General features: G+C 52.1%; 2 protein-coding genes. Both read right to left on the minus strand.

Annotated features, from left to right (window positions below; all coding sequences use genetic code 11):
* Positions 1-1,196, minus strand: a 1,196-nt coding sequence (locus FBQ85_28695; protein ID MDL1879112.1) for a DNA primase, incomplete at its 3' end; no start/stop codon positions are given.
* Positions 1,197-1,379: 183 nt separating this feature from the next.
* Complete coding sequence (locus tag FBQ85_28700) at positions 1,380-2,954, minus strand: GAF domain-containing protein (GenBank protein MDL1879113.1); 1,575 nt, start codon at positions 2,952-2,954, stop codon at positions 1,380-1,382.
* Positions 2,955-3,080: the final 126 nt, after the last annotated feature.

The following is a 3,080-nucleotide window of genomic DNA, read 5'->3' on the forward strand; positions in this document are numbered from 1 at the left end:
GCCAGCGTGGCAACAATCGAACGCAGTTGTTCCTCACGGCTGACAGGCGTGACCTCGGCAGTTGCCGGCGGCGCGCTGCGCGCCTTGAATTCCAGCAGATCCGGCGCGTGCTGAAGGATATCGCGCATCTCATCTGCCGGATGTTTGCGCAAGAAACTGTCCGGATCATCGCCGGCGCTCACAGTCGCCACCTTCACGTGCAGGCCATTTTCAACCAAAATATCCGCGCCGCGCAGAGTTGCAGACGAACCTGCGGCATCACTATCAAAAAGCAGGATTACGTTTTTCGTATGCCGAAAAATCATGCGCGCTTGCTGCTCGGTCAAGGCCGTTCCCGAAGTGGCGACGGTGTTGTTGAAGCCGCACAGGTGCATGCGCATGACATCGAGATAGCCTTCGACCACGATCAGGCAATCTTGTGCGCGCAGATGATCTTTCGCCAGCGGAAAAGCATACAGCAAGTGGCCCTTGTGATAAACCGCCGTCTCGGGCGAATTAATGTATTTCGGCGATTCGTCATCGATAATGCGGCGTCCGCCAAACGCGACAACCCGTCCGGAAATGTTGTGAATCGGAAACATCACGCGGTGGCGGAAACGATCATAATAACCGGAAACCTTGCCCTCTTTTTCACGCGCATTGACCAATCCGGCTTTCACCAGAGTTTCCGGGTTCACAGACTTTTTGCGGGCGTGATCATAAAATGCCTCCCACTCTTGCGGAGCAAAGCCAACACCGAATGCTTGCAATGCCTCATCAGCAAAACCGCGTTGGTGCATGTATTCGCGGCCGGGCTTGCCTTTCTCGCTGAACAATACGTGCTGGAAAAACTCTGCTGCAAGCTGATTGACAAAATACAGCGCTTCCTTCTCCTGGCTGGCGGCGCGGTCTTCCACCTCGGGTTCGGGAATGGCAATGCCCGCACGCTTCGCCAGCTTGCGCACGGCTTCCGGAAAACTCACACCCTCGAGTTTTTGAATGAACATAAAAACATTGCCGCCGGCGCTGCAGCCAAAACAATGAAAAATTTGCTTATCGGGGTTGACGCTAAAGGAAGGAGATTTCTCCGCATGAAAGGGGCATAGGCCGAAAAAATTGCGGCCGGATTTTTTGAGCGCGACGTATTCGGAGACCAAATCTACTACATCTGTCGCTAAGCGGACTTCATCTATAATGTGAGGAGCTATCGTCGGCATACCAGGCTTAAAATATAAGCCCCCGTAATTTTGTAAAACCCTAATGTGTTAATGAAGACTACGACATCAAATTCTAAAACATCTCATAACATCTTAAATGGTTAGCGACGAGAACCTCTCGCCGAAACGGCTAAACAGTTCTTGAAATACAACTGCTGTAAAATAACATGTCCGGCTTAAATGTCAATCTTGATCTTCGTCTTCGTCGAGTTTGCGCTGGCTTTGATAGAGCTTGCGCCGAATGAATAATTCGACCAGATTCTTGTCCAGCTTGCCGCGTTCCGCCTCTTCCTGCAAAATTTGCAGCGACTTTTCCAACGGCACGGCTTTTTTGTAAGGGCGATCCTGCGAGCTGAGCGCATCATAAATGTCGGCGATGCACATGATGCGCGCCTGCAGAGGAATCTCATCACCCTTCAAGCCAAACGGATAACCCGAGCCGTCCAGCATCTCATGATGCGCGCCGGCATATTTCGGAATGTTTTCCAGATCTTTGGTGAAGGGAATTTTGCGTAAAATGGCAAGCGTATGCTCGACGTGTTTCTGAATTTCCTTGTACTCCGAGGCGGTAAGATTCCCCTTCACCACCGATAGGCTTTCATACTCATGCGGGGTGAGAAAGTAACGTTCTTCCCCATTACTATCCATAAATGTGCGCTCGCCAATCTTCTGCAGACGCGCCAAATCTGCGGGCGGCAGATAACCCGGCACATTGATTTTCTTCAAGAATTCGAGATCGCTATCCAGCTCCTTGAGCCGCTCCGCCAACGCCGCATCGATTTCCTTCAAGCGCGCAAGGCCTTCGCCGTTCATTTGCACAAATTCGAACTTTTGCTTGAGCGACTCAATGACGAGGGAGGATTTAATCGCGGTAAAGCGCTCGGCGATGGTTTCCATTTGCGCATCGTTAAGCTTGGTGATCTTTTCCAACACCGCCTCTTTGACGCCGATTTTGCCGATATCGTGCAGCCAGCCGGCCATGCGCAGTTCTTCCAACTGCTCGGGCGAGAACTTGATTCCCGCAAAAAAGCCCTCGCGCTCTTCGTTAATTGCCTCGGCGATGCGCATGGAATACCGCGCCACCCGCCCGGAATGACCGGCGGTATGCGGCGAGCGGGAATCGATGGCTTTGGCAGAATAGCGCACCAGGGATTTGAACAGCGCTCGAATCTCTTCAATGAGCTTGGCGTTGCGAATGGCAACCGCGGCTTGGCTGGCGAGGGACAGTATCAACGTTTCATATTCCTTGCGAAACGGCACGACCCGGCCCTGGGCGTCCAGAGAATTCACCAGTTGCAACACGCCGATGATCTGATCTTTATGGTCGCGCATCGGCACGGTCAGCATGGATTTACTGCGATAGCCCATGCGCTTGTCAAAATCTTTGTTGAAGCGATATTCGACGGTGGGCGAAATATGGTAAACATCGGGGATATTCAAAACCTGGCCGGTGATGGCCACGTAGCCCGAGATGCTTTCTTTCGTCAACGGCACGTAAAACGATTTAAAGGAAGGCGCGCCCTCGAGTTTTTTTTCCAAAGACTCGGTTTGCGCCACGAGAAAATTTAGCTTATCGTCTTCTTTGATATAAAGGCTGCCGCCATCCGCAACGGTAAAGCGGCGCGCTTCCTTGACGATAAGCTCAAGTAGCTTGTTCAAATTGTGTTCGCTCGATAAAGCTATGCCGATTTGGTTCAAACGTGCGATTTGTGTTTGCACATCATCGTTCACGTCCGCCGTGGCGCGATCGCTGCTCATGTTGGTCCTTTCAAAGTTGTAGCTGCTCGTTGCCGGTTACATTCCTAACGCAGCTCCCTCACCGGAGGTCAATGGCCGTCAGCCCTTGGGGGCTGTCGCGCCGGCCATGTGATCGAAATTGTAATG

The sequence above is a fragment of the Cytophagia bacterium CHB2 genome (assembly GCA_030263535.1).
Classification (GTDB): Bacteria; Zhuqueibacterota; Zhuqueibacteria; order Zhuqueibacterales; family Zhuqueibacteraceae; genus Coneutiohabitans.